Origin of the sequence: Colwellia sp. BRX8-9, assembly GCF_014077245.1 — a bacterium.
GTDB lineage: Bacteria > Pseudomonadota > Gammaproteobacteria > Enterobacterales > Alteromonadaceae > Colwellia_A.
Genome location: NZ_JACGVN010000017.1, coordinates 72,427 through 96,863, shown reverse-complemented (window position 1 = coordinate 96,863; position 24,437 = coordinate 72,427). Strand labels below are relative to the sequence as shown.

General features: G+C 38.1%; 18 protein-coding genes, 3 tRNA genes and 1 pseudogene. 7 read left to right on the top strand and 15 right to left on the bottom strand.

Annotation, left to right across the window (positions count from 1 at the left end):
- A pseudogene (locus tag H4J70_RS14645) lies at nucleotides 1-514 on the top strand (hypothetical protein); the annotation flags it as partial.
- A 641-nt stretch (nucleotides 515-1,155) separates the two neighbouring features.
- Here the strand turns inward: H4J70_RS14645 and uvrB are convergent.
- Both uvrB and H4J70_RS14635 read right to left on the bottom strand, forming a co-directional pair.
- Entirely contained in the window at nucleotides 1,156-3,153 is a 1,998-nt protein-coding gene (gene uvrB / locus H4J70_RS14640; protein ID WP_182175759.1) for an excinuclease ABC subunit UvrB, read from the bottom strand.
- Nucleotides 3,153-4,526 (bottom strand): MATE family efflux transporter, encoded by a 1,374-nt coding sequence (locus tag H4J70_RS14635; protein WP_182251329.1) that lies wholly within the window; start codon nucleotides 4,524-4,526, stop codon nucleotides 3,153-3,155. Before H4J70_RS14635 ends, uvrB begins: the two co-directional genes overlap by 1 nt.
- Before the next feature lie 569 nt (nucleotides 4,527-5,095).
- Between H4J70_RS14635 and H4J70_RS14630 the strand changes: the two genes are divergently transcribed.
- From H4J70_RS14630 to H4J70_RS14620, 3 genes are all read left to right on the top strand, one after another.
- Nucleotides 5,096-5,171, top strand: a tRNA-Asn gene (locus H4J70_RS14630).
- A gap of 50 nt (nucleotides 5,172-5,221) precedes the next feature.
- A tRNA-Asn gene (locus H4J70_RS14625) sits at nucleotides 5,222-5,297 on the top strand.
- Between the two features lie 123 nt (nucleotides 5,298-5,420).
- Nucleotides 5,421-5,496: transfer RNA gene (locus tag H4J70_RS14620), tRNA-Asn, on the top strand.
- 301 nt (nucleotides 5,497-5,797) lie between these two features.
- On the opposite strand, the gene H4J70_RS14615 is transcribed toward H4J70_RS14620, so the two are convergent.
- From H4J70_RS14615 to H4J70_RS14585, 7 genes are all read right to left on the bottom strand, one after another.
- On the bottom strand, nucleotides 5,798-6,664 hold the full coding sequence (locus tag H4J70_RS14615; RefSeq protein WP_182251328.1) for an NAD(P)-dependent oxidoreductase: 867 nt from the start codon (nucleotides 6,662-6,664) through the stop codon (nucleotides 5,798-5,800).
- Nucleotides 6,665-7,543: 879 nt separating this feature from the next.
- Nucleotides 7,544-8,020 (bottom strand): transcription elongation factor GreA, encoded by a 477-nt coding sequence (gene greA, locus H4J70_RS14610; protein WP_070376488.1) that lies wholly within the window; start codon nucleotides 8,018-8,020, stop codon nucleotides 7,544-7,546.
- Between the two features lie 118 nt (nucleotides 8,021-8,138).
- On the bottom strand, nucleotides 8,139-11,357 hold the full coding sequence (carB, locus tag H4J70_RS14605) for a carbamoyl-phosphate synthase large subunit (protein ID WP_182251327.1): 3,219 nt from the start codon (nucleotides 11,355-11,357) through the stop codon (nucleotides 8,139-8,141).
- 31 nt (nucleotides 11,358-11,388) lie between these two features.
- Nucleotides 11,389-12,528, bottom strand: coding sequence for a glutamine-hydrolyzing carbamoyl-phosphate synthase small subunit (gene carA / locus H4J70_RS14600; RefSeq protein ID WP_182241928.1), 1,140 nt, complete (start codon nucleotides 12,526-12,528; stop codon nucleotides 11,389-11,391).
- A 267-nt stretch (nucleotides 12,529-12,795) separates the two neighbouring features.
- Nucleotides 12,796-13,599: a 4-hydroxy-tetrahydrodipicolinate reductase gene (dapB, locus tag H4J70_RS14595; RefSeq protein WP_182216282.1), complete on the bottom strand. Its 804-nt coding sequence runs from the start codon at nucleotides 13,597-13,599 to the stop codon at nucleotides 12,796-12,798.
- Between the two features lie 38 nt (nucleotides 13,600-13,637).
- The gene (locus H4J70_RS14590) at nucleotides 13,638-14,060 is read right to left on the bottom strand and encodes a hypothetical protein (protein WP_182222354.1); all 423 of its coding nucleotides are present in this window, start codon (nucleotides 14,058-14,060) and stop codon (nucleotides 13,638-13,640) included.
- A gap of 143 nt (nucleotides 14,061-14,203) precedes the next feature.
- Entirely contained in the window at nucleotides 14,204-14,827 is a 624-nt protein-coding gene (locus H4J70_RS14585; RefSeq protein WP_182216286.1) for an FKBP-type peptidyl-prolyl cis-trans isomerase, read from the bottom strand.
- 220 nt (nucleotides 14,828-15,047) lie between these two features.
- Here H4J70_RS14585 and H4J70_RS14580 point away from each other — a divergent pair, with 220 nt between their 5' ends.
- On the top strand, nucleotides 15,048-16,367 hold the full coding sequence (locus tag H4J70_RS14580; RefSeq protein WP_182222355.1) for a Na+/H+ antiporter NhaC family protein: 1,320 nt from the start codon (nucleotides 15,048-15,050) through the stop codon (nucleotides 16,365-16,367).
- A 47-nt stretch (nucleotides 16,368-16,414) separates the two neighbouring features.
- The gene (locus tag H4J70_RS14575) at nucleotides 16,415-16,693 is read left to right on the top strand and encodes a diguanylate cyclase domain-containing protein (protein ID WP_182222356.1); all 279 of its coding nucleotides are present in this window, start codon (nucleotides 16,415-16,417) and stop codon (nucleotides 16,691-16,693) included.
- 221 nt (nucleotides 16,694-16,914) lie between these two features.
- On the opposite strand, the gene H4J70_RS14570 is transcribed toward H4J70_RS14575, so the two are convergent.
- Complete coding sequence (locus H4J70_RS14570) at nucleotides 16,915-17,373, bottom strand: Rap1a/Tai family immunity protein (RefSeq protein WP_182216292.1); 459 nt, start codon at nucleotides 17,371-17,373, stop codon at nucleotides 16,915-16,917.
- Between the two features lie 261 nt (nucleotides 17,374-17,634).
- On the opposite strand from H4J70_RS14570, the gene nhaR reads away from it, so the two are divergent.
- A complete protein-coding gene (gene nhaR / locus H4J70_RS14565; RefSeq protein ID WP_182216294.1) occupies nucleotides 17,635-18,543 on the top strand; it encodes a transcriptional activator NhaR in 909 nt (302 codons plus the stop codon).
- Between the two features lie 107 nt (nucleotides 18,544-18,650).
- On the opposite strand, the gene H4J70_RS14560 is transcribed toward nhaR, so the two are convergent.
- The 5 genes from H4J70_RS14560 to H4J70_RS14540 all read right to left on the bottom strand — a co-directional run bounded on the left by H4J70_RS14560 (nucleotide 18,651) and on the right by H4J70_RS14540 (nucleotide 24,423).
- The gene (locus H4J70_RS14560) at nucleotides 18,651-19,847 is read right to left on the bottom strand and encodes a GAF domain-containing sensor histidine kinase (RefSeq protein WP_182222357.1); all 1,197 of its coding nucleotides are present in this window, start codon (nucleotides 19,845-19,847) and stop codon (nucleotides 18,651-18,653) included.
- Between the two features lie 251 nt (nucleotides 19,848-20,098).
- On the bottom strand, nucleotides 20,099-20,905 hold the full coding sequence (locus H4J70_RS14555; protein WP_310733599.1) for a M48 family metallopeptidase: 807 nt from the start codon (nucleotides 20,903-20,905) through the stop codon (nucleotides 20,099-20,101).
- A gap of 88 nt (nucleotides 20,906-20,993) precedes the next feature.
- Nucleotides 20,994-22,475, bottom strand: a complete 1,482-nt coding sequence (locus tag H4J70_RS14550) for a HAMP domain-containing sensor histidine kinase (RefSeq protein ID WP_182216297.1) — start codon at nucleotides 22,473-22,475, stop codon at nucleotides 20,994-20,996.
- Nucleotides 22,472-23,197: a response regulator transcription factor gene (locus H4J70_RS14545; protein WP_182216299.1), complete on the bottom strand. Its 726-nt coding sequence runs from the start codon at nucleotides 23,195-23,197 to the stop codon at nucleotides 22,472-22,474. Before H4J70_RS14545 ends, H4J70_RS14550 begins: the two co-directional genes overlap by 4 nt.
- Before the next feature lie 374 nt (nucleotides 23,198-23,571).
- Entirely contained in the window at nucleotides 23,572-24,423 is an 852-nt protein-coding gene (locus H4J70_RS14540; RefSeq protein ID WP_182216301.1) for a spondin domain-containing protein, read from the bottom strand.
- Nucleotides 24,424-24,437: the final 14 nt, after the last annotated feature.

Genomic DNA, 24,437 nt, shown 5'->3' with positions numbered 1-24,437 from the left:
AGCGCCTGTAGTTGAAGCACCTGTTGTTGAAACCACGGTTGTTACCACACCGTTAGTTGAAACAACGATCGTTGAAACGACCACGGTTGATACACCGGTAGCTGAAAAGCCAGCAGTTGAAACTACTGTTGTAGCAACAACTACGGTTGAGACAACAGTAGTTGAGACAACAGTGGTTGAAACAAGCAAAGCAGAAGTTCAACAAGATTTACCTTTTGATGAACCTCAAGTTGCAGAGCAAGAAGTTGAAACTGCAGTTGAAAAGCCAAAGCGCGTTATTTCAAGAAAACCAAGCCCTAAAGTGAGCTCAAAGGCAGGGAAAGTTTCTAGTAAAGGTAGTAAGCCAGGTAAATCATCTGCGCCAATGACTAAAACAGAATCAATTACCACCATGAATGAAGTTCCTACGGACTTCATTGCTAGTGAAGATCGTGTCAAGCATGCTTCATCGGGTAAAATGGCAAGAGTATCTAACGCAGTAAGTCGTAGTGGTGCAGGTCCAACTAAACCATAGGCCTATATAGCGTATATATTTACCACTAGGTAAAATTAAAAAAACCAGTCACTAGACTGGTTTTTTATTGTCTACGATAGAGTAAAACACCCTTTACAAAACGGTAAAGGGTCGTTTGTTGAGATAAAAACGCCTAAGGGAAATTTAAATTGACCTTAATAGAGATGTCTACAGCGATCATAAAATTTTAAATATCATCAAACATCAAATAGTTAGCGCTAAAGTACCTCTTACTTATAAAACAAGGTTGCAAACAAAGGGTTTTAATTCCTAAAACATATAACCCTTCCGCTGAGATACTCTAAACTTAAACTGAGCTTAATGGGGTAAGATCATCGTCTCATACCATTAATCACCGTTAGATTGGCTTATTAATAAAGGAGCATAAAGTTATTTAAGTTTCAGAGGTAATGTATATGAGTGTTATTTGGAAGAATCATGCAAGTCGACTGGTGGACTTCGTTAATAATAATAACGAAGTTCAAGCACATCTTTATCTTGAACAGCTAATGCTGTTTCCTTTAGATATTCAAGATAAAATAATCAATGACATTAGCCACTTGCCATATTGCAATTGTGAGTCCGTCTCAAACATCATCAGCCAATATATGATGTTTGAGCTTAAGTGATGACAAATCTATTTAACGAGATAGCTGCTGTTCTCTTAATTTTGCCACTTCATCACGTAAATTAGCAGCTTGTTCAAACTCTAGATTTTGAGCATGGTTAAGCATTTCACTTTCAAGCTGCTTAATTTTTTTATCAATATCTTTAATTGATAATATTTTATAATCTGAAGCTTGCTCAGCTACATTTAATAAGGTGTTACTTGAAGATACCGTACCATTATGAAGTGCATCACTAATTTTGCTAATGACTCCCCGAGGCGTAATGTTATTATCAAGGTTGTATTGATGTTGCATCTCACGTCTTCGTTCAGTTTCATCAATCGCTTTTTTCATAGAGCCAGTGATCTTCGCCGCATATAAAATAGCTCGACCATTAATATTACGGGCAGCACGTCCAATCGTTTGAATAAGTGAACGCTCTGAGCGTAAAAACCCCTCTTTATCTGCATCTAAAATCGCCACTAAGGAGACTTCTGGCATATCTAAACCTTCACGTAATAAGTTAATACCAACGAGCACATCAAACTTACCTAAACGAAAGTCACGAATAATTTCAACACGCTCGACGGTATCAATGTCAGAATGTAAATAACGGGCTTTTACATTATGTTCATCTAAGTAATCAGTAAGATCTTCTGCCATTCGCTTGGTTAGCGTGGTCGCTAAAACACGCTCTTGTATCACGACACGTTTTCGAATTTCTGATAATAAGTCATCTACTTGTGTTTCGACTGGACGAACTTCGATGATAGGATCAAGTAATCCTGTTGGACGAACTAATTGCTGAGCAATTTCATTACCTGACTTTTCAATCTCGTAATTACTCGGTGTCGCTGAAACATAAATAGTTTGTGGCGCTAACGCTTCAAACTCATCAAACTTCATTGGACGGTTATCCAATGCAGATGGCAAACGAAAGCCATAGTTCACTAGGTTTTCTTTACGAGAACGATCGCCTTTATACATAGCACCTATTTGCGGCACGGTTACATGCGATTCATCAATAATTAATAAACCATCGTCAGGTAAATAATCAAATAAAGTCGGTGGTGCTTCCCCTTCCCCACGCCCTGATAAGTAACGAGAATAATTTTCAATACCCGAGCAATAACCCAGCTCTGTCATCATTTCAATATCGAATTGAGTACGTTGCACGATGCGTTGCTCTTCAATTAAGCGGTTATTATCCTTTAAAAAAGTTGCTCGCTCTTTTAACTCGATTTTAATTTTATCTATTGCTGATAAAATTTTATCTCTTGGGGTCGCGTAATGTGTTTTAGGGTATACGGTTACTCGATCTAGCGTGCGGTCAACTTGTCCAGTCAGCGGATCGAACATCGACAAACGTTCTATTTCTTCGTCGAACAATTCAACACGTAATGCCAAACGATCTGATTCAGCAGGAAATATGTCAATAACATCACCGCGCACCCGATAAGTTGCCCGTTGGAAAGCGACATCGTTACGCTTGTACTGTAATTCAGCTAAGCGTCGTAAAATATCGCGCTGGTTGATAATATCGCCAACACTAATGTGTAGCATCATCTTTAAATACGAGTCGGGGTCACCCAAACCATAAATAGCAGACACTGAAGCGATAATGATAACATCTCTACGCTCTAGCAAGGCCTTAGTAGCCGACAAGCGCATTTGTTCGATATGTTCGTTTACAGAGGCGTCCTTCTCTATAAAAGTATCTGTTGTTGGCACGTAAGCTTCTGGTTGATAATAATCATAATAAGAAACAAAGTATTCGACCGCATTATTTGGAAAGAACTCTTTCATCTCACTATAAAGTTGTGCAGCAAGGGTTTTATTGGGGGCAATCATCATTGTCGGACGATTTAAGGTCGCAACAACATTGGCAATAGTAAAAGTTTTTCCTGAGCCAGTAACACCTAATAGCGTTTGATGCGCTAAGCCATCTCCAATACCATCAACTAACTGTTTAATCGCTGCTGGTTGGTCACCATTAGGGGTGTAATCTGACTTTAAATCCATTGATTTCATTAAGAAAAATCCTTTGCTTGGGTAAGTTCATGCGGAAATTGTTTATCAAATAAACGGTATGAAATTATCGCCATAATAAAATTGCCAAAGACTCCACCAATGAAAAATCCTTCAAGACCATAATAAACACTGCCTAAATAGGCTAAAGGCACATAACAAACAAAAAGTCGGATAGCGCTAAGCACTAATGCGACTAACGGCTTATGAAGTGCATTAAAAGAAGAATTAGTTAAAATAATGACGCCTTGAAAACCATAACCTAAGGGAAGTATCCAAATAAAAAGTACAATAATATCTGCTACCGCTTGTTCTTTAGAGAAAACATCAGCGATAAATGGCGCAATTAACACCAGTAGAAAATAAATAAGTAATTGTAATACCATGATAAACTTTGTTGATGCTTTATAGCTTGTCTCAACCCTATGCATATTACCAGCACCAAAATTTTGGCTAATAAAAGGAGGTAAAGTCATCGACATAGCCAGCACAACTAAACAAGCTATAGATTCAATACGAGAGCCAACACCAAAGGCTGCAACAGCCGACTCACCATAATTTGCTACAATAGCGGTTAAAATAGCAGCGGCTATTGGCGTAAGCATATTAGCCCCCGCTGCTGGTAAACCGATATGTAAAATACCTCGACTCGACGCAATAAATGTTTTCAAAGGTAACAGCGTAGTGTGAATTAATTGTCGCTTGATACCAACAATATATAAAACCAATAAGAGTCCAAAAACCCAAGAGATTAGCGTCGCAATAGCCGCACCTTGTATTCCCATGGCCGGTATAGGACCTAATCCAAAAATAAAAATAGGATCTAATATCGCATTAATTAAACCGGCACTGCCCATAATTATGCTTGGCGTTTTGGTATCACCGGATGCTCTTAAAATAGCGTTACCTATCATAGGTCCAATTAAACAAATACTGCCAATAAACCAGATATCCATGTATTGATGAATAAGCGGTAATAAACTTTCACTCGCTCCCAGTAATAAAAAGGTTTCATCAATAAAATAATAACCAACACAAGATATAATACCGACAATTATTGCCGCTAAATATATCGCTGCTGTGCCTGAGTTTTTTGCAGAATCATCATTACCTTTACCTAAAGCTTTGGCAATAACAGCTGATGTGCCAATACCCAAACCTATGGTTAAACTGATCACGGTAAAGGTAATAGGAAAGGTAAAGCTGATTGCTGCGAGAGGTTGTGTACCGAGTAAACCAACGAAAAAAGTATCAACCAAGTTAAAAGTCATTAACAAAACCATACCGTATATCATAGGTATAGTCATACGTTTAATGGTTTCTGCAACAGGGTCTTCGAGTAAATTGATTTTTTTCTTTTTATTTATTTCGGTCATTTAAAGGTAGCTTTTGCTTGTCTTTGCAGGAGAATAGCAAAGTATTGTAAAAGATAGTGATAAGACTCGCTATGTATATATTTTATTTCAACTTCATTTTAATTTTTTATATAAATTTAATGTTAAAAAGAAATAAATAATAACGTTGAAATATCTTTACTTTTGTATAACTCACTGCAAATGGGTATAAAAACTGACGTTGAACAAAAATCACACTAAGATAGTAAAGTAGACAACAAAACTAGCTAAGTCACTGTTATAAATATAAAAAGACAAATCATCTTTATATAGCCATTTAGCTGTAACGTGCATTCTTCACCCAAGTTACGCTTTTTTACACTTTAACTCACAAAGTTATCCACAGATTCAGTGGATAACTTTGTGTAATAGTAACTTATATAGCCCAAGTGTAAAAAAAGCACTGAACTTGAAGATAAAGCAGACTGAGTGTCGACAAAATAAGCAAACAAACAAAATAATGATTTATTTCTACATTTTGTGTTGACAGTTCCGCCACGGACATTTAATATCTCGCCCCGTTAGCCAAGACCCTTGGCAAACAAAACAATTCCTCAATAGCTCAGTTGGTAGAGCAACGGACTGTTAATCCGTTTGTCCCTGGTTCAAGTCCAGGTTGAGGAGCCAAATTAAGATGAGTGGCTTTGAATTTTAAAGCGGCTTTAGAAAAGAACAATTCCTCAATAGCTCAGTTGGTAGAGCAACGGACTGTTAATCCGTTTGTCCCTGGTTCAAGTCCAGGTTGAGGAGCCACATAAGATAAGCCTGCAATTATTTGCAGGCTTTTTTTTATTTGAATGACTACTTCAATTAATTGATAGTAGTGAATAAAAATAGTCGCTTTTCATTATTAAAGGCAACTACATAAAGAACAATTCCTCAATAGCTCAGTTGGTAGAGCAACGGACTGTTAATCCGTTTGTCCCTGGTTCAAGTCCAGGTTGAGGAGCCACATAAGATAAGCCTGCAAATATTTGCAGGCTTTTTTTTACACTAAATTTAATGATCTGAGAAAGCTCAATAGCTCAGTTGGCAGAGCAACGGACTGTGCTCATATAAAGTCAGCGTTTCTCCCTGGTTCAAGTCCATAGCTAAAGAAAGAGCTAAAGAAAGAGTCAAAGAAAGAGCTAAGGAGCCACATAAGATAAGCCTGCAGTTATATGCAGGCTTTTTTTACGCTAAATTTAAGACGTTAAATATACTAATACATTTTTTGGCTATCTTAATTGTCAGACGGCTAGCAAGTTAACTTGTTAATCATCTAGACGAGCGATCAAGCTAGATGTATCCCAACGGCTGCCGCCTTTTTTCTGTACCTCTTCATAATAACTGTCTAATTGTTTAGTAATGGTTAAGTCAGCGCCGATCTTTTCTGCTTCACTGAACGCCATAGCTAAATCTTTTCTCACCCAATCGACGGCAAAGCCAAAATCAAATTCTCGGGCACACATCGTTTTACCACGATTATCCATTTGCCATGAACCTGCTGCACCTTTAGAAATGGTCTCTATTAGCTTATCAGTATCAAGACCTGCCTTCTGGGCAAAGTTAAGGCCCTCTGCTAAGCCTTGTACGGTGTTTACAAAACATATTTGATTAACCATCTTAGCTAACTGACCCGAGCCTACCTGCCCCATTAATTGACTAAAGCGGGCATAAGCATCCATGACTGGCTTTATCTGTTCAAAAATAGTCAAGTCACCACCGGCCATAACCGTTAATACACCATTCTCTGCGCCTGCTTGGCCACCGGATACGGGTGCATCAATAAAGTGCTTTTTTTGCAATTTTGCTAGTGCATCAAGATCTCTTGCCAGCTCTGCTGAAGCGGTAGTGTGATCGACCAAAATAGCGCCAACAGCTAAGCCAGCGAATATACCGTCATCCCCCAAAACAACTTGCCTAACATCATTGTCATTACCAACACAGGAAAAGACGATCTCGCAACCTTGGGCGGCTTCTCTTGGACTTTGAGCTAAACTGCCACCAAACTCTTGCACCCATTGTTCTGCCTTCGCAGTCGTACGGTTATAAACGCAAACATCAAAGCCTGCCTTTTGTAAATGTCCGGCCATTGGATAGCCCATAACGCCTAAACCAACAAATGCTACTTTTTTCATATTATCTCCACGATAAATCAGCTCATAAAACCTATATTCTTCATTCATTAAATACTACGAAAAGTTGATAACAATTAATAGTAATCGTTTTATAAACATCATCTTTCTTTGTTATTGACACGATTGGAATTATTCATGCTTTGTTGTAGATAACAAAAACTCCGTCATCCTGAACTCGTTTCAGGATCTGGTCACTTAGATACTGAAATAAATTCAGCATGACGACTTTAAGATCTCGTCACTTAGATACTGACATAAATATTATTCTAAACCTGAGCTCCTCACCTTAATACTGAAGTACTGCTTTTTTGTAGACAACAAAAACTCCGTCATCCTGAACTGGTTTCAGGATCTGGTCACTTAGATACTGAAATAAATTCAGCATGACGACATTAAGATCTTGTTACTTAGATAGAGACATAAATATTATTCTAAACCTGAGCTCTCTCACCTTAACATTGAGGTACTGCTTTTTTGTAAACAACAAAAACTCCGTCATCCTGAACTCGTTTCAGGATCTAGTCACTTAGATACTGAAATAAATTCAGCATGACGAACTTAGGATCTAGTCACAGAGATACTGAAACCAGTTCAGCATGACGACTTTAAGATCTCGTTACTTAGATACTGACATAAATATTACTCTAAACCTGAGCTCTCTCACCTTAATACTGAAGTATTGCTTTTTTGTAGATAACAAAAACTCCGTCATCCTGAACTCGTTTCAGGATCTCGTTACTTAGATACTGAAATTAATTCAGTATGACGACATTAATATCTCGTTACTTTGATACTGACATAACAGGGCTTAACATAAAAAAGCCCATTATTTTCATAATGGGCTTGGTCTCTTGTAACTGGGTTTACTCTAGCTGTATATTAAATATATTCGACTGAAACAATCTCATATTCAACAACGCCACCAGGTATGGTGATTTCAACTTCAGAATCAACTTCTTTACCAATTAAACCACGGGCAATCGGTGAGTTTAATGAAATACGACCGGTTTTAAAGTCTGCTTCATCATCGCCAACAATTTTATAAGTGACTTCAACTTCGGTTTCAATGTTTAATAAGGTAACTGTTGTACCAAAAAGCACTTTGCCATGATTGGGTATCTTAGTGATATCGATAACTTGAGCATTACACAGTCGACCTTCAATATCTTGAATTCGGCCTTCACAAAAGCCCTGCTCTTCTTTAGCCGCATGGTATTCTGCATTTTCTTTTAAATCACCATGTTCACGGGCAACAGCGATATCTTTAACAATACGTGGGCGTTTTTCTGTTTTTAAAACTCTAAGCTCTTCTTTCAGCTGTTCAGCACCAAGAAGTGTCATTGGATATTTTGTCATTTCTCTCTTCTTTTTAAATGATAAAGGTGGCTTACTTAAAAAGTATAACCACCCTTATATAACAATTTTTTATAAAGCATTTATCTCATAATAAATAAATGCCTTACATACTTCAATATTAATTACATTGCTTATGCAATTCTTGTATTGATGTTACCGTATTTCTATCATCAGCTGCATGAGATTGGCATGTTGCAAATGCTGCGTTCAAAGTAGTCGTGTATGCCACTTTATAGCGCAATGCTCCTCCACGCAAGACTTTAGAATCTTCAATCGCTTTACGACCTTCTGTGGTGTTAATAATATAGCTATATTCACCATTTTTGATTCTATCAAGAATATGCGGACGACCTTCTTGTACCTTATTAACTAAGCGACATGGAATATTAGCTTCACCTAGGATAATCGCTGTGCCATGAGTAGCATCGACGTCATAACCTAAAGCGACCAACTGTTTCGCTAAATCAACCACACGTACTTTATCACTGTTACGAACAGAGATTAACGCACGACCTGATTTAGGCACAGATACACCAGCACCTAAACAAGCTTTTGCGTATGCTTCTTCAAATGTCTTGCCAACGCCCATCACTTCACCCGTAGAGCGCATTTCAGGACCAACCAAAGGATCACTACCGTGAAACTTGTTAAACGGAATAACCACTTCTTTCACTGAAAAGTATGGAGGAATAATTTCTTTCGTTATCCCTTGTTCTCTTAGTGACTTGCCAGCCATGACACGTGCGCCAATTTTAGCTAGTGGCACAGATGTCGCTTTAGAAACAAACGGTATGGTACGTGCAGCACGAGGGTTTACTTCAATAATGTAAACTTCGTTATCTTTAACCGCCATTTGTGTGTTCATTAAGCCAATAACACCTAACTCAAATGCTAAGTCGGTAACCTGCTTACGCATAACATCTTGGACTTCTTGGCTTAAGCTATAAGCTGGCAATGAACATGCTGAGTCACCTGAGTGAACACCCGCTTGTTCAATGTGTTGCATAATACCGCCAACAACAACGTCAGTACCATCACAAACAACGTCGATATCGACTTCAATCGCATCATCAAGAAAATGGTCAAGCAAGACTGGTGAATCATTTGAAACACTAACAGCTTCTGTCATGTATCGACGTAAATCATCTAGGTCATAAACAATTTCCATCGCACGACCACCTAAAACATAAGATGGACGAACAACTAACGGAAAGCCAATACCTTCAGCTTTAGCCATTGCTTCTTCTAATGAAGTCACCGTCGCATTTTCTGGTTGTAATAAACCTAAGCGTTCAACGGCTTGTTGAAAACGCTCTCTATCTTCTGCTCTATCAATTGCATCAGGAGAGGTGCCAATAATAGGCACTCCGGCTGCTTCTAAAGCACGCGCTAATTTAAGCGGTGTTTGACCACCGTATTGCACAATAACGCCTTTAGGTTTTTCGATACGAACAATTTCAAGAACATCTTCAAAAGTGATAGATTCAAAATATAAACGGTCTGAGGTGTCGTAATCGGTTGAAACAGTTTCAGGGTTACAATTGACCATGATAGTTTCATAACCGTCTTCGCGTAATGCTAATGCCGCATGTACACAACAGTAATCAAATTCAATACCTTGACCGATACGGTTTGGACCGCCACCTAAAATCATAATTGATTCTTTATCGGTTGGGTTTGCTTCACACTCTTCATCGTAGGTTGAATACATGTAAGCTGTATCTGAACTAAATTCAGCCGCACAGGTATCAACACGTTTGTATACCGGAAAAATATTAGCTTTATGACGTTTTTTACGCACTTCAGCTTCGGCTATACCAATTAAATCGGCAAGGCGAGAATCAGCAAAACCTTTACGTTTAAGTTTACGTAAATAGTCGGCGGTTAATATTTTTAAACCGCCGGCAGCAACTTTAGCTTCTTCTAAAACGATATCTTCGATTTGAATAAGGAACCAACGGTCGACCATAGTTAAGCGATAAATATCATCAACTGATAAACCTAAGCGAAACGCATCAGCGATATACCAAATACGGTCAGCGCCAGCTTCTTGAAGTTCGTGCATAATTTTAGTTTTAGCGCCCGGCTGAGTAACATCAACCATAGAGTCAAAACCATTTACGCCAACTTCTAAGCCACGTAACGCTTTTTGTAATGATTCTTGTTGGTTACGGCCAATGGCCATTACTTCGCCAACTGATTTCATTTGCGTGGTTAGACGGTCTTCACAGCCAGCAAATTTTTCAAAATTAAAACGTGGAATCTTAGTAACAACATAATCAATAGTCGGTTCAAATGACGCTGGAGTTGCGCCGCCGGTAATATCGTTAGTTAATTCATCAAGCGTATAACCGACCGCTAATTTTGCAGCAATCTTAGCAATTGGGAAACCTGTTGCTTTTGAAGCAAGTGCTGATGAACGTGAAACACGTGGGTTCATCTCGATAATAACCATGCGGCCAGTTTTAGGACAAATACCAAACTGTACATTGGACCCGCCTGTTTCTACGCCAATTTCACGTAAAACCGCAATCGATGCATTACGCATGATTTGGTATTCTTTATCAGTTAACGTCTGCGCTGGAGCAACCGTAATAGAATCACCGGTATGAATACCCATAGGGTCAAAGTTTTCAATCGAACAAATAATAATACAGTTATCATTTTTGTCGCGAACCACTTCCATCTCATACTCTTTCCAACCAATTAATGATTCATCAATCAATAATTCAGAGGTTGGCGAGAGATCTAATCCCCGAGTACAAATTTCATGGAACTCTTCGCGGTTATAAGCGATACCACCACCGGTACCCCCCATAGTAAATGAAGGTCGAATGATACAAGGAAAGCCTAAAACTTTACTAGCGGCGTGTGCTTCTTCAATCGTATGAACAATTTCAGCATTTGGCGTATCTAAGCCGATTGCTTTCATAGCTTTATCGAAACGAGAACGATCTTCAGCTTTATCAATCGCATCAGCTGTTGCGCCGATCATTTCAACATTAAATTCTTTTAATACGCCTTTTGCTTCAAGTTCTAAAGCACAGTTTAAAGCGGTTTGCCCACCCATAGTCGGTAAAACCGCACAAGGACGTTCTTTTTCAATGATCTTGCGCACAACTTCCCAGTGAATAGGCTCAATGTAAGTTGCATCGGCCATTTCAGGGTCTGTCATGATAGTTGCAGGGTTTGAGTTAACTAAAATAACTCGGTAGCCTTCTTCACGAAGTGCTTTACAGGCTTGTGCGCCTGAATAATCGAATTCACATGCTTGACCAATAACAATTGGGCCAGCGCCTAAGATCAAGATACTTTTTAAATCGGTACGTTTTGGCATTTTTCAGTTCTCTCTATATCTTGTTTAAGGGCTAAGCTTTGGCTTCGTTCATTAAATCGATAAAATGATCAAATAATGGTGCCGCATCTGCAGGACCAGGACTTGCTTCAGGATGACCTTGAAAACTAAATGCAGGCTTATCGGTGCGATGTACACCTTGAATTGATTGGTCAAATAATGACACATGCGTTACTTTCAAATTCGCGGGCATTTTATTTTCATCAATCGCAAAACCATGGTTCTGCGCAGTTATCATCACGACATTACGTTCAAAGTCTTTCACGGGGTGATTGCCACCGTGATGACCAAATTTCATTTTAATGGTACCTGCTCCACTGGCTAAGCCAAGAAGTTGATGACCTAAACAAATACCAAAGATTGGCGTTTGTGTTTCTAAAAATGATTGAATAGCAGAAATCGCATAATCACAAGGCTCTGGATCGCCTGGGCCATTTGATAAGAATATGCCATCTGGATTCATTGCTAAAACATCAGCGGCTGGTGTTTGTGCTGGCACTACTGTTACCTTACAACCACGGTCTACTAACATGCGCAAAATATTGCGTTTGGCACCAAAATCGTAAGCAACTACATGAAACTTCGAGTTTTCAGGGGTAATGTGACCTTTTCCTAATTCCCAGCTACCTTCTGTCCATTGATATTGTTCTTTGGTTGAAACAACTTTGGCTAAATCCATGCCTTTAAGACCTGGAAATGCTTTTGCTTGAGCTAAAGCGTCTGTTTCTGCAGCCTCAGACATTGTGTCTATGGTCATGATGCAACCGTTTTGAGCACCTTTCTCCCGAAGAATACGTGTTAGTTTACGCGTATCAATATCAGCAATACCTAAAACATTACGTGCCTTTAGGTAGTCGCTTAAATTCTGTTCATTTCGAAAATTACTCGCTAATAGCGGTAAGTCACGAATAACTAAACCTTTTGCCCAAATAGTGTTTGATTCTTCATCTTCACTGTTGGTACCTGTATTACCAATATGCGGGTAAGTTAGGGTAATAATTTGCTCTGCATATGATGGGTCGGTAAGAATTTCTTGGTAACCGGTCATTGAAGTATTGAATACTACTTCACCAACAGCCGCTCCGTCTGCACCAATAGCGGTGCCTTTAAATACAGTGCCGTCTTCAAGCACTAAAATGGCAGATTTAGTCAATTTAACCTCCGTAAAGAAGAAAGAAGCTTAACGATGCAACTAAAAAACATCATTAAGTACAAATTACGTGTCGGCTGTTTCCTAATGAAACACCCATAAAAAATGCCAAAAATTTCGTTATTACTAACAGAACTACTAAATTTTTGACAAAATCCACTTATTTTACGCTTGTATCACATGTTCGTCTAGCGATAATTGTAAAAACTAAGCGTTTAATTGAATATTCAGTTAAAACAGCCAAAAGTAACTGTTTTCTCTAAAAATAAATTACTTCAAGCCTAAAACATCTTGCATATCATAAAAACCATTATCTGCTTCACTTAACCAGAATGCGGCTCTCATAGCACCTAATGCGAAAGTCATTCTTGAACTTGCGCGATGGGTGATTTCTAACCGTTCACCAATATCAGCAAAAAAAGCGGTGTGCTCTCCAACGATATCTCCAGCTCTTACTGTCGCAAAACCTATGGTTTCTTTATCACGTTCTCCTGTGATACCTTCGCGACCATAAACAGCCACTTTATTTAAGTCTCTACCTAAAGTGTCTGCTATAACTTGCCCCATTTTTACTGCTGTACCTGATGGAGCATCTTTCTTAAATCTGTGGTGTGCTTCAAATATTTCTATATCAGTATAGTCACCAATTGCTTTTGCGGTAACTTCTAGTAGCTTAAACATTAAATTAACACCGACACTAGTATTTGGCGCTAAAATCACCGGCATAAGTTCGCCTGCTTTTTCAATAATACTCACTTGCTCGTCACTGAAGCCCGTGGTACCAATAACGAGAGCTTTATGATGTTGTTGACACCATTTTAGGTTGTCTAAAGTGGTTTGAATAGCCGTAAAGTCAATAAAAACATCAGCATCGAGTAAGTCGTTTAAGTTAGTTGCTGTTTTTTGGCCAATAGCACCAATACCGGCGAGTTCGCCTAAGTCAAAATTAACAAACGATGAAGACGCTCGAACCGTACCACCAACAAGTTCAATAGACTTATGCTCAACGGCTGCTTGAATTAAGTTACGGCCCATACGGCCGCTGCATCCTAAAATGGCTACTTTTACTTTCATTTTAATCTCTATAAAATTATTTTATCTACTAGATTACTTTAGCGTACTAACGCTAATGGCAATGCTAATTCAATACTATTGGATAAGTCGTGTGAAACCACACTCATTATTTTAAACTGCTCATCTATCTTAACTACATGGAAAAATGCGGTAAAATCAGCAAAAACTTGATCTTTGTCATCAAAGAAAGCCCAATCAACACATATATCGATAGACGAATTATCTGCATAATTATAACTTGCTGTAGTTGGTATTATCTTTCGGGTTTTTGCATGCGTTAAAACAGTAAAGATATCTTTAAACTCTTGATTGAAACTTTCACTATTCACTAAATAAGCAATTTTATCTGGGGTATGTAATGTACAAGGTAAATGATAACAAGCGCGGGCTGCCTCTAAATCACAATGTTCAAAGGCAGTAATATAATCTTTAAATAATTTGATCAGTGCTTGCTCTAACATACATCCCTACTTGATTGCTTTGTTATGGTTAATCACTATGGGTTTATATTTTATTATTTTAGCGTATTCGTCGTTCTTTGCCATCTATGACATCACGACATACAGGCATAAAAAAGCCCTCAACGGAGGGCTTTAAAAACTAATTAGCTAACAATTGCTAATAATTCAACGTCAAATACTAACGTTGAATAAGGTGGTATAGCACCTTGTGAGCCTTGCTCACCGTATGCCAAATGGTAAGGAACGTATAAACGCCACTTAGAACCTTCGGTCATTAACTGTAATGCTTCAGTCCAACCTGGGATAACACCACCAATTGGGAATTCAGCAGGTTGACCGCGATCTACAGAACTATCAAAAATGTCGCCATTGATGAAAGTACCATGATAATGAGTACGAACTGTGCTTGCTGCTGTTGGCTTTTCGCCATCGCCTGTTGCTAAAACTTCATATTGAAGGCCAGATTCAGTAACAGTTACTTCATCACGCTTAGCATTTTCAGCTAAGAATTTTTCGCCTTCAGCTGACATTTCTTTAGCTGCGGCTTGCTCTAACTCTTGCATTTTTTTAGAAACAACAGAAAACGCGGCATTTAAATCTTCGTCTGATACTTGGCTTGCTGAATTAGCAATAGCATCGGCCAAACCTGCTTGTACAGCAGATACGTCAAACTCTTTAAAAGGGTTATTACGTAATTGATCACCTAATTGACGACCTACGCCGTAACTTACACGTTGCTCAATTGTTTCAAATGTATTCTCTGACATGATATTCCTTATGTTTTCGCCGACACAGTTATTGTGTAAAAATGGCAATTAGATAAAAATTCGCGATAGGATAACATAAACAGCTACTGGTCTGTAGCTTGAACTTAAGACATTTGGTTATTTTATATAATTTCCGGTTATGGCTATGCTTTCGTTATTATTTTGCTATCGATTTAGTTTACGATAGACTAGCGTTAACTTAATGTTAAAGATAAATTTTATGAATAAAGATATCGTTATTTCTTCTCCAGAGAAGCGTTTACTTAGCCTGTTACCTTTTGGGGTTTTTCTTGGTTTATTTCTGGGCACCGGTATTGTCCTTACCCTACAAGGCGTTGAGTTTGCTTTTTATCAACTCCCCGCCAGCATCGCTATTATTCCAGCCATCTTAGTGGCTATATATTTAGGTAAAGACAGTATTAATGATCAAGTAAGCCAATTTATTTCTGGAGCTGGCCACGCAAACATTATTACTATGTGTGTTATTTATCTACTCGCCGGTGCTTTTGCAACAGTTGCCAAAACAACTGGGAGTGTTGATGCGAGCGTTCAGCTAGGTTTATCTTTTTTCCCTGATTACTTATTACTGCCAGGCTTATTTTTAGTTGCGGCTTTTATTGCTACCGCCATGGGTACTTCAATGGGCACCATCGCTGCGATTGCGCCGGTGGCATTAGGCTTTATAGAGTCTGCTGATTTAGACGCTTCAATTGTTGCTGGCTGTATTATTTCAGGCGCTATTTTTGGCGATAATTTATCAATAATATCTGACACCACCATAGCATCGACGCGCAGTCAGGGTGCGCACATGAAAGACAAATTTAAAGTCAATTTTAAATTTGCCGTACCTGCGGCAATTTTATGTCTCATTATTTATGCTTCAATGGGAATTAGTATTCCGCATGAACAAACCCAAGATATTAACGTACTTGGCTTATTACCCTATTTGGTCATACTAACGTTAGCGTTAATGGGTCTTAATGTGTTTGTCGTATTAATTGTTGGTATTATCCTCGCGGCTGCAATAGGCATGTACGACAATGGCTATCAATTATCGGCATGGGTCAGTGATATCAATGCTGGCTTTGCTAGTATGCAAGACATTTTCATTCTTTCGCTGTTTATTGGTGGTTTAAGCGAACTGATCAAACGCCAAGGAGGCTTAGCCGCGCTAACCCATGCAATTGAGCACTTTGCGCGAAAGCTCAACCCCAACAATAAAAAACGTGCCGCCGGTTTAGGTATCGCTTCGTTAGCATTTACTTGTAACTTTTTTACCGCAAATAATACCGTATCAATTATTGTTACTGGTGAAACAGCGAAAGAGTTAGCAGAAGATGGACAAGTCAGCCCAGCACACTCGGCAAGTTTATTAGATATTTACGCTTGTATTAACCAAGGTTTACTGCCTTATGGTGCGCAAGCTTTACTGCTAGGAGCAACCTTGAAAATATCACCTATTGAAGTGGTATCAAGTGCTTTTTATCCGATGATCTTGCTAGTTGTCGCCAGCATAGCTTTTTGGCGCATCACTAAGTAGCTTACCAATATTAGGCTTTCGTTACTCTATTCTAGATTCTTGCGTGATTGACTCGTTTAGGAGGTGATGAATTTACCATTATATTAAAAGACGTTGTTTGTATTAGTGAAATTAATGAGGTAACCGAGCGTATTTTAGCTAAAATGAACGAACCCTATATTATTGATAAGTTATCTTTATATTGCCACGCAAGTGTTGGAATGGCATGGAATAAAGATAAAACTAGCTCACCGGAATTACTGATGCAACAAGCTGATTCGGCTATGTACCAAGCGAAGGAAAAAGGTAAGCAGAGTTGTCATACTTTTAATTACACAACTCACTAAATATTAGCTAACTGCTAATATAACAGCCCTTTAAGCATTACGGGTTATTGAGCAATAATTCAAGTTTGTTGGCAACAATAAAAATGCCAAGTTAACGACATAGCGCTATCGGCACTAAACAACAGTAAATAAGACGTTATAACGTGATTATCGATAAGTGAAACACCAAAGTAGCGAAGTGCTCTACATGCCGCTAGACAGCGATTTATCTGCCTTGATGATCAACATGGAAATTCTGAAACTAACGCTTCAAATAATACCTCTTTCAAAGATTTCGTCTGTAAGTCATCTATTTTCATCGACTTGGCTACTTTAGAGACCACTTTCCTTCGGTCTTCTTCAAGAGGAATGCAAAACTCATGTTCACCGCCTTTCTCTGTCAATGATGACCTCGCTGTAACACGAGTATTGTAGGCTCTTTTGACAAAATCACTGACTGGCGCTCGAGGATTATCAATTAACGCCTCTGGTTTTACTACCGCACTTTCTGAAAGTAAAGATGAATCGATAAACCCATCGATATAAAGTTTGCATGGATTAATTTCACTACGGTCTATACCCTGTTGGTATGCTTTACACGATTTAATAATATCAGACTTAAAGTCGGCAAATACTGAGCCACTTGCTAATAAAAAACCAACGAAAATAAATTTAGCTATAAAATTTTTAGTGAACTTCATTGTTAAAATCCCTTAATTCAATTAATTTTCCAGATAACCACTCGTATTAATATTCTGCAAGTAATGGCAAAAACTACAATAATAGCCAACTTTAGTGCTTAACCATCCTAACCTAAGCAGTTTTATCTTTCTAGATATTTTACAATCCGAAAGTAAAACAATAAAAGCTGTTTGTTGTTACTTCTTTATTAGAAAAAAGTTGACAAAAAATCTAAGGATTATTATTTTTAATAGCTATAGGTAAATCATTAAGAGAACATTATGGCCAAACTAAACTATCACCACCTACAGTATTTTAATGCGATAGTAAAACATGGCAGTATTGCCCAAGCATCAAAAATTATTCATATAACTCCGCAAACGTTGAGTGCCCAACTCAGTACTTTTGAAGATCAATTAGGCTACCTGTTATTTGAACGAAAAGGGAAACGTTTAGTGCTGAACGAAATGGGACGCTTGACATATAGTTATAGCGAAGAAATCTTTAGTTTAGGAGACGAATTACTTTATTCACTTAAAAATCACTCAGCAGATTTTGCTTCCCGCTTTTCAATAGGTGTTACAGATGTGATAGCAAAAGTATTTTCTTTTCATTTCCTAAAGCAAATTTATACCATGGATAGTTCGATAAAATTAATCTGTAAGGAAACGAGTTTAGAGGTATTACTTGGAGAGTTGGCGATAAATAAATTAGACGCGATATTAACTGATACTCCCCTGCCTACGACTTCCCCGTTAAAGGCATATAGCCATGCTATCGGAAAAAGCGGTTTTAGCTTTTTTGCTCACCATAATTTGGCTGATAAATTACAGGCTAACTTTCCTTACTCACTCGATGGACAATCATTTTTCATTGCTGGTGAAGGTACAAATCAACGTTTAAGTGTACTTTCTTGGTTTAATCAATTGAGTATCTCGCCATTAATTATTGGAGAGTTTGATGATTCGATATTAACTAAGTATTTTGGTCAGGCGGGTTATGGTGTTTTTTGTGCCCCAACAATTATTGAAGATCACGTTATGGAACAGTTTAACGTGAGCATTATCGGAAAAACCAATGATATAACCGAACATTACTACTTGATCTCACCCGAACGTAAAGTCAAACATCCAGCGGTTCAACATTTATTAACCGAAGGCAAAAAACTATTTAAACAACCAATGGCTTAAACTTATTAAATAGTTAGCAAAATAAAGCCCCTAGATGGGGCCTGGGTAAACGTCTTTATTTTTCAATATTTATACTATGCTAAAGCCGTCATTCATTTAGTTAATTATTATTCAGCAGTTTTTGGAAAATTAAGGGTTAATTTAGCACCACCAGTATAGGTTTTATCTAGAGAGAGATAACCTTGCTGCTTGCGGGCAAAATCACCACATAAACTTAATCCTAAGCCATGACCTGATTCACCTTGAGTACCGCACTGACTAGCAACACAATCACTAAATAGTTGGTCTTGTATATTTTGAGGAACACCTTCACCAGTATCTGTTATAACCAGTTTAACCTGGCCATCACTAGATTTAGCTTCAATGTCGATACTGCCATGCTCTGGCGTATATTTAATGGCGTTTGCTAATAAATTACGAATAATAGTTTTTGTTAAATTAACGTCCGCCATCACAGTAGTATTTTCATTGATGTTGTGTTTAATACTGATTTTTTTTAAATTGAAACTTTCTGTCATCAAGTCGAGCGTTTCTATTAACAGTGGCTTTAACGCTATCGTTTTTAATTCCGCATGAACGGCGCCTAATTGATTACGCGACCATTGCAAAATTTCGTCTAGTAGCTGATAAAAAGTCAGTGACGACTCTAAAATTCCATCGGCCATTTCAGCAATAAGCTCAGGCTCAAGAGTGTCTGCATTTTCATGCAAAATTTTTGATAACCCTAAAATACCATTAAAAGGAGAGCGTAAATCATGAGACAAAATAGCAAATATTTTTTCTTGATCTGCTTGCATCCGCTCTAACTGACGGTTACGTAGTCTTAGTTCTAATTGGCTAACCACTTGTTTTGCTAAAGTGTTTAATGCTAGTTGTTGTTTTTCATCCAGTTTATGGGGAACTGTATCAATAACACATAAGGTGCCGATAGGCATGCCGTTTGTACTGACCAGTGGTGCTCCCGCATAAAAACGAATATCTGGAGCACCTGTTACCAATGGATTATCGACAAAGCGTTCATCCGCTAAGGTATCAGGTACTTCAAAAACGTCATCTTGTAAAATAGCATGTGAACAAAAAGCGATATTCCTTGGCGTTTCCTGAGCATTAAGACCTACTCGAGATTTAAACCACTGGCGGTCTTTGTCGACAAGAGAGATGAGAGAAATAGAAGTACCACAAATGGCGCTAGCCAACTGAGTAAGTTCATCGAGCATCTTTTCATCTTCAGTGTCTAATACTTCGTATCTGAGTAATTCATCAATACGTTGTAATTCTTCGGGGTGCAGCTCAGCACTTATCATAATACGCAAATCCTTAGGTTGCATTAACTACGTTTATAGGAAAAACAGAAGATTACATTAAACTATATTCCAATGACTATAGCGTATTTTACCATGTTAAGTTCTGATATTTAACTGTTTAAACAAAAATCAATAACATTTGTAGCAGTGTTACTAAAGCCAGCCATCAATATAATTATAATACGTTTCTCAAGTAGAGGTAAAAGAATCAATTACTGCTGTATTTGAGCGTAAAGACTCTATATAAGTCTTTAAATATTCTTTGGCTTTTTACAACTGGGTGCGTTACTGGCCTTATAATAAGCTTGGGATTTCGGCAAATGTTCTGTTAACTGAGTAATACGGGTTTCATTTGATGGATGTGTTGACATAAATTCTGGTGGTGAACCATTTGAAAGTTTAGCCATGTTCTGCCACAAACTAATAGCTGCCGATGGTTCAAATCCTGATTTTGCCATTAAGTCTTGCCCAACTATATCAGCTTCACTTTCATGGGTACGTCCATAGGGCATTAATATACCGTATTGTAACCCTAAGCCTAAACCAGACATCCACAAGTTGCGGTTTTCAACATTTCCAACTGATAGGGCCGTATCGACAACAGCCATACCTGTTTGAGAAATTTTACTAGATGACATCCTCTCATTAGAGTGACTTTCAATAACATGCCCTACTTCATGACCAATAATTGCCCCAAGTTGATTTTGATTTTCGGCAACTTTTAAAATACCCGTATAAACGCCAATTTTCCCGCCGGGTAAAGCGAATGCATTGACTTGTTCAGAGTCAAAAACAACAACTTCCCACTCTCCTTTATGAGCAGATTTAGGCACGTTTTTAGTGATGGCTTTCGCGACACATTGTACGTAATTATTTACTGCAATATCGGTACTGATTTTTTCTTTTTCTTTCATTTGTTCAAACGAACTGGCACCCATTTTATTGAGATCTGAACTTGAGAAAAGCGTTATTTGATTACGTCCAGTCGAAGATTTTGCACAGCTTGCTAAAACGATAAGCGCAGCAAGTGTTAATAAGAGGGTAGCTTTGTTATTCACGATATTTCCTTAGGTGAAATTTTTTAAATGAAATCCTAATAGGTATTCTAAGGAATGTTGCCAAACAATTCGACTGTTAAAATTCAATTTATAACGAAACTTTACTTAAATTAATAGAAAATGTTGTCCCTTCGCCTAACGTACTCGTTACTTTTATATCAGATTTTAATAATTCCAATAGTTTTTTAGTGATAGCAAGCCCAAGTCCAGTATGCTTCTGCTTGTCTTGCACTGCATTACTTGCACGATAACGCGTATCAAAAATATAGGGCAGCTCATCTTCTTTAATACCTGTGCCCGTATCCGTAATATTTAATTGACAGTGGTTTTTATCCACCTCAGAAATAGATAAGGTGATTTTTCCTAACTCAGCAGTATGACGAATAGCATTTTCTAGTAAATTACTTAATACCCGCTCTAATTTTCCAATATCACTATGAACTTGGGTGTAAGAACACTCAGGTACGATATTAATTTCTATATGCTTTGCTGAGGTTTGCAAACTAAATTTAGCAACAACATCATATAAAAGTTCAGCTAAATTAAACGCTTCAAGATTCAAAGAAACTTGACCACTTTCAAGATGGGCTAACTCAAATATTTGATCAATAAGCCCTTTCAATTGTTGAGCGTTTTTCAATGCTATTTCGATATATTTTTGTCGTTGTTCTTTAGTGACCTGATCATTTTTTAATTCAAGGGTTTCAATATAACCTTGCAGAGACGACAGTGGTGTTCGTAAATCATGAGATATATCAGCCAACAGCTCTCGTCGATGCTCATCATTTTTTTGTAACATGCCAAACTGTTGATTAATTTGTTTAACCATTTGCTCAAACGCTTCGCCCAGTTGGTGTACTTCATTACGACTGTTAGGCATCCATTTAGCGAGATTCACTTTACTTTTGTCAAAACCAACAGCTCTTAGTGCTTTAATATCTCTACTCAAGCGTCTTAATGGGCGAGTAAAATAAGCAAATATTCCTAACATTACTACAAAAAAGAATAGCATAGCACCAAACATTGCCAGAATAGAAAGCTCGGCTTGCCTGCTCGGCTGCAATCGCTTAAAAGCAGATTCATAACGTTCTCCTGTAACAATGACATATAAGTAACCTTGCAAACTACTGCCATTAAAAACAGGCGCGGCAGAAAATATTTTTTTACGAGAAATGTGTTGCGGATCATCGCCATAAATAGGTAACGCAGCTTGATTTTGTGTTAATTGAATAAGTGGGAGTAAATCAATTTTTGTACGTTTAATTAATGTTGGAGTAATCGAATGGGTTATAATTTTACCTGCGGGGTCAACAAAATAAAATTCAAAGGCGGGGCCTAAAACCATTAAGGTATGAAATAAATTTTTCAACGCTTGGTGATCATAAACACCTTGTTGTAATAATGGGTTGTCTCTGGCTAGATTAGCAGCTAAAGATAAGTGTAAATTTTGCTCTGATTCATATCTTGTTTTTTGCTCAAGCTGTTGCGCCCAAATATAAAAAACACTAATAATTGCAATAAATACCACCAATAAAGAAAGAGACAAACGGTGATATAAAGACAGTTTCATGCGGCAACACCTTTTTTATTAAATTTATAACCCACCCCCCAAACTGTTTGCACAATTTCAGGTTTAGTGGCATTTCTTTCAACTTTGTTACGTAAGCGATTGATATGAGAATTTACAGTATGCTCATAACCGCTATGGTGGTATCCCCAGACATTACTAAGTAGCTGTTCTCGAGAAAACACTTGCTCAGGATGAGAAGCCAAAAATAAGAGTAAGTCAAATTCAGTGGAGGTTAGCTCTAGTTCTTTTCCAGCCAATAGCGTTCGATGAGTGGTATTATTAATTTGCAATTCACCTATTGTTAAATGCTGTTCTGGTTGCTGTTGTTGTGAGTGTTGTTGCTCTCTCTGAGCCGCTAAGTGTAAACGTCGCAGCTGACTTCTTACCCTAGCTTGTAATTCACGCACACTAAAAGGCTTACTCATATAATCGTCTGCGCCCAATTCAAGCCCTAATACACGATCAATTTCACTATCACGAGAGGTTATCATTAAGATCACTTGTTCTGGTTTTTGTTCGCGTAGTTGTCGGCAAACATCTAAACCTGAAATTCCTGGTAGCATCACATCCAGTAAAACGAGAGCATAGTTATTATCAACAAGTTTCTGCAACGCTAGCTCTCCGGTTAAGCAGTGTTCAACCGTTAATGACAGTTCTTGTAAATTTAAAATCATTAAATCTGCAATATCTTGATCATCTTCAACCACTAAAATAGTGTCCATGCTTTGCTCCGTTTTATTCTATTTATTATTAAGAATTACAGCACAAAGAAAAAAAGTTCATCAACTATTGATTGAATATACTTTATGGGACAATTTTAATGCTCATCAATATTATTAGGTAGCCAAGCAGGAGTTATAAAGCTCATCGATTCAAGTTAAGCTATTATTAAGCTAACTCTCCATCGATACACCTAAGCCAATACCAACAACATCAATATGTTCTGCATTATTTTTCTTTATGCCTGAGCATAAGAACTTGCTCGGGCATAAATACTTTCGAAACATTTATTATTTTATTTTTTATCAACTCTTTGACTTTATTATCTATCACTAGCAATGTAGAAATAGCGACGCCTGTAAGGACGCCAGCCAATTTATCGAGTTCGAGTTACTATGATACGTGACGTTGGATTATCCCAGCGATCCGCTTCTGTTAATACCGACGTGCTTAAACCTTCCTTACTCTCATCATTAGCATTGGCATTAGTGACAACACCGCGATGGAAATGAACTAAGTCAAAAAGATCATCACGTGCTGCATCAAAACCAGCACTTGCTCCACCGCCACCTGCAGCACCTGCTGCTGGACCAGGCATAGTCGTTGCCGTTTCAGTATTAGCTTCAGTGCCAGAGTCCCATGTAGGAGCCATAAAGCTCATTGATTGTCCGACGGTCATATTACTTATGTCTGCCGCATTAAGACCGGTAAACGCATCATTAGTGTCAACTAACATTGTTGTGAAACTAAGTCTTAAATTATCTACGTCAAGTAATGGAACAACGAGTGTCGACATTGTACCAACAGAGCGAGGTCCCGTTGCACCATCTGTAGTGGTAGCATCTAAATACTGCGTTGCAGCTAAAGCTTCAGCAAGAAGTTCAGTAGGGTCACCACCTTCAGCGAGCTGCTCTAAACCAAGGCTGGCGGCTTCACCATCGATAAAGGCATGGTAGCCAGGTTCATGTAGAATAATCGCCGCAGGTGAAAATGGCTGACTGTAGGTTAAATTAGTTAACTGAACAGTGAAAACAGCTAGATTACCATTAGTACCATTAGTACCATCAGCACCGTTAGTACCATCAGTTCCATCAACACCCGCAGTACCGGCAGTACCGGCAGCACCGGCTTGACCAGCTGTACCATTACTTCCATCATCACCGCCACAACCCGTTGCTAATACAGCAATAAGAGGCAATAACACTAAACTTATTTTATTAATATTCATGTTCTATTCTCCCT

Coding starts and splice junctions, on each gene's coding strand:
- uvrB (WP_182175759.1), bottom strand. CDS start 3,153: ATGAAATCAATGGATTTAAAGTCAGATTACACCCCTAATGGTGACCAA.
- H4J70_RS14635 (WP_182251329.1), bottom strand. CDS start 4,526: ATGACCGAAATAAATAAAAAGAAAAAAATCAATTTACTCGAAGACCCT.
- H4J70_RS14615 (WP_182251328.1), bottom strand. CDS start 6,664: ATGAAAAAAGTAGCATTTGTTGGTTTAGGCGTTATGGGCTATCCAATG.
- greA (WP_070376488.1), bottom strand. CDS start 8,020: ATGACAAAATATCCAATGACACTTCTTGGTGCTGAACAGCTGAAAGAA.
- carB (WP_182251327.1), bottom strand. CDS start 11,357: ATGCCAAAACGTACCGATTTAAAAAGTATCTTGATCTTAGGCGCTGGC.
- dapB (WP_182216282.1), bottom strand. CDS start 13,599: ATGAAAGTAAAAGTAGCCATTTTAGGATGCAGCGGCCGTATGGGCCGT.
- H4J70_RS14590 (WP_182222354.1), bottom strand. CDS start 14,060: ATGTTAGAGCAAGCACTGATCAAATTATTTAAAGATTATATTACTGCC.
- H4J70_RS14585 (WP_182216286.1), bottom strand. CDS start 14,827: ATGTCAGAGAATACATTTGAAACAATTGAGCAACGTGTAAGTTACGGC.
- H4J70_RS14580 (WP_182222355.1), top strand. CDS start 15,048: ATGAATAAAGATATCGTTATTTCTTCTCCAGAGAAGCGTTTACTTAGC.
- H4J70_RS14570 (WP_182216292.1), bottom strand. CDS start 17,373: ATGAAGTTCACTAAAAATTTTATAGCTAAATTTATTTTCGTTGGTTTT.
- nhaR (WP_182216294.1), top strand. CDS start 17,635: ATGGCCAAACTAAACTATCACCACCTACAGTATTTTAATGCGATAGTA.
- H4J70_RS14560 (WP_182222357.1), bottom strand. CDS start 19,847: ATGATAAGTGCTGAGCTGCACCCCGAAGAATTACAACGTATTGATGAA.
- H4J70_RS14550 (WP_182216297.1), bottom strand. CDS start 22,475: ATGAAACTGTCTTTATATCACCGTTTGTCTCTTTCTTTATTGGTGGTA.
- H4J70_RS14545 (WP_182216299.1), bottom strand. CDS start 23,197: ATGGACACTATTTTAGTGGTTGAAGATGATCAAGATATTGCAGATTTA.
- H4J70_RS14540 (WP_182216301.1), bottom strand. CDS start 24,423: ATGAATATTAATAAAATAAGTTTAGTGTTATTGCCTCTTATTGCTGTA.